This is a genomic window from Pseudoalteromonas sp. K222D (assembly GCF_017653575.1).
Lineage (GTDB): Bacteria > Pseudomonadota > Gammaproteobacteria > Enterobacterales > Alteromonadaceae > Pseudoalteromonas > Pseudoalteromonas nigrifaciens.
Genome location: NZ_JAGGDL010000070.1, coordinates 1 through 5,824 on the forward strand (window position 1 = coordinate 1; position 5,824 = coordinate 5,824).

At 35.3% G+C, this 5,824-nt stretch carries 4 protein-coding genes; all 4 read left to right on the plus strand.

Going from position 1 to position 5,824, the window contains the following annotated elements:
* The first annotated feature begins 149 nt into the window (after positions 1–149).
* Genes J5X91_RS17700 through J5X91_RS17715 form a run of 4 tightly spaced genes read left to right on the plus strand, consistent with a single transcriptional unit; the run spans position 150 to position 5,623 of the window.
* Positions 150–2,039: a hypothetical protein gene (locus J5X91_RS17700; RefSeq protein WP_208835355.1), complete on the plus strand. Its 1,890-nt coding sequence runs from the start codon at positions 150–152 to the stop codon at positions 2,037–2,039.
* Entirely contained in the window at positions 2,032–3,237 is a 1,206-nt protein-coding gene (locus J5X91_RS17705) for an ATP-binding protein (protein WP_208835356.1), read from the plus strand. Before J5X91_RS17700 ends, J5X91_RS17705 begins: the two co-directional genes overlap by 8 nt.
* 14 nt (positions 3,238–3,251) lie before the next feature.
* Positions 3,252–4,253 carry a hypothetical protein gene (locus tag J5X91_RS17710; RefSeq protein WP_208835357.1) on the plus strand — a complete coding sequence of 334 codons (1,002 nt, stop codon included), beginning with the start codon at positions 3,252–3,254 and terminating at the stop codon, positions 4,251–4,253.
* 5 nt (positions 4,254–4,258) lie between these two features.
* A complete protein-coding gene (locus tag J5X91_RS17715) occupies positions 4,259–5,623 on the plus strand; it encodes a TnsD family Tn7-like transposition protein (protein ID WP_208835358.1) in 1,365 nt (454 codons plus the stop codon).
* Positions 5,624–5,824: the final 201 nt, after the last annotated feature.

The window sequence follows — 5,824 nt, forward strand, 5'->3', positions numbered from 1 at the left end:
TACCTCAGGTTAATATGCTGAGTAAATTATGCATAGGTGCCATTAACATTGGTATGTGGGGCTAATTACGCGCTTACAAAGAAACTGATAAAAAAAATATAGAAAAGCGTAAAAGGGCTGAAAAATTAGAAGCAAAATTAAATCAGAAAATGAATATCATACATGATTTCTTCATTATCCCTGAAGCATTAGAATTATATGTAAAAGGAACTTATCCAAGTTATGTACTCAATGAAATAGCTGTAAATAATAAGATTAATTTATCTACAGTATATAGAACGTTAAATATTTACTTTGCATTTGGTCGATGTAAAGAAGCGCTTATCCCAAGTAACCATAAAATTGGGAAAGCACGTGAAATTCCAAAAAATCTGCGTGATGGTAGGGAGAAATATCCTCACGGTTTGGGGAGACCAAGAAATGTTGGAGGATTAAATCAGCGCGCTATTACTGAATTTGACCATAGTGTTATGGCACAATTTTCCAAAAGCCTATCCCTTTCTAGCCCTAACCATTTACATCAATTATTTACCTTGTTTTGCGTAAAGTTAAAAGAAAAATTGATAACAGATAACCCACACTTACATTGGGATGACTATAAAATTACGCGTAATCAATTTATTTCCTTGTTCAAAAAACACACAAGTGAAAAGCAGCGTCTAATTGCCAAGGAAGGGATTAAAAATTATAAGAATAATCGAAGGGCTCTCACTTCAACTGCACGTCATAATATTCCCTTTCCGACCGCTAGGTATGAAATTGATTCGACCACTTTAGATGTATATCTACTATCTATTTTTACTGATTTAGAAGGTAAAAAGCCTATAAGGCGCCCTACACTTTATACCGTTTATGATACGTACAGTGGGTGTGTTGTTGGTTTACACCTTACTCTCGATGGAAATACTGAAGAGTCATTTTTAATGGCTATGCATAATGCATTCACGGATAAAGTCGCTTTTGCTGCCCAACATGGAATAACAATAAAGAAAACTGATTGGCCTTGTAATCATATATGTAGTGAAATTCTGTTTGATCGTGGGACTGAGTTTAAAGATAAAAAAGTATCAGAAATACTTGAATCTAAGCTCGGTATACTTGGAGTATCTTTTACTGAATCTTATATGGGGAGCAATAAAGGAACAGTAGAAACTGGATTTAAATCATTAAAAGCAGATATAACAGATCTGATAAAGGCCCGTGTAGATAAAGATAAACCTAAAAGTACTCAACATGCATCGCAAAAAGCATCTTTAACAATGCCGGAATTATATAAAGTTTTGATTATACATTTTGTTTCGAGGAATCACTCTGGAACTGCAATTGAAAAGCGGGATTTAGAAGCGTGTATAAATAACATAGAGCCAACACCACAAAGCCTCTTTAATTATGGTCTAAAAACCAAGGCCAATGGAGGAGTTGTTCGCTCTAATAAAGATATTTTACTGGCTTTACTACCGCGTTTTAAAGTAATGCTCACTAAACAGGCGTTTGAAGTGAACAGACCTATGAAGGGGCAAGGACACGTCAAACTAAAGTATCAAACTGATAATAATGCTCTTAATAAACATCGAGAAGCTGCGCTCAATGCCCTTGGCAAGGGGATTTATGAAATTGAGGTGATGATACTGCCTAATTGGATTGATCATATTTGGTACTGCGGTCCGATTACAGATTATGAATGCATTGAGTTTAAATTATCAGATAGAAGTAGACGATTTTCTGGCTTGTATGGTGACGATATCGAGAATTTGGGTAAACAAGAGTTTGTACTAGAAAGTTTACTCCGCGATAGACGTCAAAATCAAAAAGAAGCGATCGCGAAATTAATAATAGAGTTTGAATCAGGTAGAGTCAAAGATCTAAGGAACGTTAAAAAGACAAGCAATAAATCAGTATCAAAACACTTAGATGAAAATACAAAGCTTGATTTAATGTGTGAAACTAAAAGTAATGCACAAAGGACAGCTGTCGTATTAGTGGGTGGAAGTTCTTCTTTACTTGATGATTTTGAAAAAGAGGAAAGTAACGATGCTTAATCCACTAACAGAATTTTTACCTAATATTGAGACTAGGTGTGAATTTCATGAGGCTGTGCGTAAAACCCGGAGTGAGCAACCACCTAATCATTGTCATATATCAAGTCAAGTCAAAGAGCTATTTTACATTCCAACTGAAGATGCTTGGAAAGTTTATAAAAGCATAGAAACAATGATAAAAGAAGGTTATAGAAATAAAAATATTAATAGCTCAGAATATTTTAAAGAAGTTAATGAATCTATTTTTAGTGACATAAATAGGCCGGTTAGCCACATTACGAAAAAAGTTGAATTAGGTGGCTGTTTATTCGGAGAGTCTGGAGTTGGCAAAACTAAGCTGGTCAGTGAATCTTTACGTGAGTTTCCACAAAAAATTACACACCAAAGTTTATGCACCGCAACAAATACGCCTTTAATTCAAATTCCTTGGATAATGATAACGTGTGAAGCTACAAGGAAAGCAACCCTTAGATTAATTATTGAAGAAATCGATAGAGTTGCGGGAACTCGTAATTTAGCTGATCTGAATGAACGTGACAGTATTCACAAGCATTGTAGTGTAATACGTTTACTGTGTATCCAATATTCAGTAGGGATTATTATACTAGATGAAAGCCAGTGGTTTGATCAGAAATCGCAATCTAATAGAGATTCAATAAGTAGCTCATTTTTGCAGCAAATCTATAATCGATTTAATGTACCTATCTTGCTTATAGGTACTCCTCAATTGGTTCAAGCACTAATGCTAAGCCAAGCCACGTTAAGGCGTTTTAAAGAGGCTATTTATCATGAACTTCGTTATTTTGAGGTTGACTCTCAGGAGTGGAAAACAGCTATTAAAACTTTGTTCGGTGACTTCATATTCAAGAAATCGCAAAAGCAACTTACGGATAAGCAATTAGATCTAATTGATGATTTTGCTTTTGGTTGTATGAATGAGCTCATTCACCTAGCTTGCAAAGTATCTGAACTTGCAGAGGAAGGCAACATTAATCAATTAACAGAAGTTTTATTAAAAAGCTCAATAAAGGAGTTAAATAATGGGAATACAGATTTTAAACTTGGTTTAAACAATGTGCCCAGAGTTAAGGCTAATTCGAATCAATCGAATGAAGTTTGTAAAAAAAGCAAAAGGGATAAACGCGTAAAAAATAAGGAAGCTGAGTTTAAACCAATAGATATAAGCGACTTTATTTAAGTGATGGAGCCAAAATGACTACCCTTATAAATTTATGCAATTTTTTTCCAATTCAAGCTAATGAATACTTCCCAGCCTATATAATGAGGCTACGCTACTTGGGGAAATATTTAAGTTTACCCTCAGAAATGTTTATATCCGATGTGAAGGCTGCAACAATATCCGATAATATTTATCCACGTTCCATTATTCCTTGTATAAAAAAGTTGGTGTCAGAAAATATTGTAAGTAACAATTACTCTATAGACTGTAAAGTATTAACTAATCATTATAGTGCTAACTATTGGCAAGGCTTTATTAAGCCTAGTGAACTTAATCTCTACAATACAGCTATTATAAATGGTCATAAAGTGAGTAAAAATCTATTCGAAGGTGAGCAGCTTTTAAAGGTATTTAAACCACTTAAGTTTTGCAGGATGTGTGCCCAAGATGATAGGGAATTGACTGGTTTGTCCTACTGGCATAGTGATCATCAAATACCTACAATTTATATATGCAGAAAGCATTCGATAGCGCTAGAACATGCTGTGTGGGAGCATAAAAAAACACTAATAGATTACCCAGTTATTAGCCCTAATAGTGCTTGTAGGATACCTAAGATAGTTATAACCCCTTTACATGTGTGGTTGGAAAGCCAATCGAGGCATTTACTAACTCAACCATTACCAATAACACGAGCGTGGGTTGCATCAATACGCACCTCTTTATATGAAATGTTAGAGGTAAGGCATACGATAAGAAGTGTAATGTTTTCACGTGAATTAATTAATCAATGGGTTTTGTTTTTAAAAGAGGCATTTAAAAAATTAGAGCCAACTCAGCGCTACGGAGCAGGGTTTGAATTATCGGCAGCCTTTACAGTGCAACGTATATTATTCCCTAAAAATAAATACACCCACCCAATGATGTTTTTGCTTTTAATAAAATTTACAGAAGAGTATTTAGGCGTAAATTTATCTATAGGACAAGCAATAAATTCCGAAGCAGACGGTTATATTGATAAGCAACTTAATTAGAATATATGAATATTTTGCCGTTGTTACCTGATGAGACCATTTATTCATTTTTAGCACGGCTTAGGGTTTACTCGGGGGGGGCTAGCCATCGAAATGCAAGCTTACTTTGGCTTGGGCAATATGGACTAAGTTTGGATCAAAAACTTGCCACCCATTTAGCGTATTTTGCTGAGCAAACTAATTTATCTTCTGAGCTATTGCTTAATGGACATACCTATTATCCCTTATTCTCTTTAGCAGGTAATGACCCTAAGAAGCTCAAAGAAGTCATGCTTATTGGACCTTCTTATCGATTAGGTAATGAGGCTAAAATTTCTCAATCTGGCCTGAAAGCATTGAGCAATGACAAATACTGTTTGTCGTGTATTGAAGCTGACAAAAGTAAGTATGGCGTTGCTTATTGGCATCTGTCGCATCAGTTTACAGGGATAAAAAGCTGTCAAATCCATCAGACCTTGCTTATTTGTACGCCTCCATCATCGCGTGTATACAGGCTTCCTCCACAAGTAATATTATATCATGAAGAGCCTGCGAGAGATTTACAGCAATTATTTACTACTTATGTTTTAAAAATTAATGAATCGGCTAAAAATAAATCGCGTAATGACCTGTTATTAGATCAAAGCAGTTTAAACACACTGATTAAGCAAAAAGGATTTATGGGTAAGAATAGCATTAATATGCATTGTTTATTGGCTGCTCATTCAAAAGTATCAGAACTTTTATTTAGTATGGACATTATCACTGAGCATGTAGCAAGAAATCTTATTAGAAAGCCTAACTATCCATGTCACCCGCTCAAACTTATATTATTTCGTTTTGCCTTGGAACAATTGCCAGATAGAGCAACGCAGGGAGACATACAGCTACAACTAACAGATAAAAATAAAGATAAAAAACGCCATAAGCAATGTTTGGTGTTACTACAGAAAAATGAATTGAATTTTACCGAAATTGCTAGACGGGTAAAGTGCTCCGTAGGCTACGTTATTAAGTTAGCAAAGCAAGAAAATATAGGCTATCTAAAGCGGACGCAATTTATTTCAGCTGATATAGAAAAGCGTATTTTAATCCGCTTGATAAAAGGTGATGCTAGAGACGTAATTGCAAAGGCCGAGAGGGTTTCTATAAGCTCAGTTGAAAAAGTATGTGGGGAGAGCTATCAGCTCTCTGAGTGGCGTCAATACCTAAGAGCATTGGATAAAAGAAGTAAATATAGAAATGAAATGTCTACAGCATTAAAGGCTAATTGCTATTCGACACGAGCAGAGATAAAAGCGATGTACCCAGCTTGTTACATGTGGCTTTATAAATACGATGCGCAGTGGTTGTATTTGCAACTACCACCTGCATCTTATCTATCTAAATGATTAATGAAGTTAATAATAAACGGGGCATCTGCATATTCTCATGCATCGCGATCACCTAATACTATCTAAGCCGATCACCTAATACCATCCATCAAGATCACTCAATACCATCGATGCCGATCACTTTTCGGTCAAAATGGTATTGAGTGATCGGCTTGAATGGTATCGTTCAATTTGTACACGTTTTTGTCTAGCCAGTAG

Excerpts from the sequence above, each read along its gene's own strand:
- J5X91_RS17705 (WP_208835356.1), top strand. The coding sequence starts at position 2,032 with ATGCTTAATCCACTAACAGAATTTTTACCTAATATTGAGACTAGGTGT.
- J5X91_RS17715 (WP_208835358.1), top strand. The coding sequence starts at position 4,259 with ATGAATATTTTGCCGTTGTTACCTGATGAGACCATTTATTCATTTTTA.
- J5X91_RS17700 (WP_208835355.1), top strand. The coding sequence starts at position 150 with ATGAATATCATACATGATTTCTTCATTATCCCTGAAGCATTAGAATTA.
- J5X91_RS17710 (WP_208835357.1), top strand. The coding sequence starts at position 3,252 with ATGACTACCCTTATAAATTTATGCAATTTTTTTCCAATTCAAGCTAAT.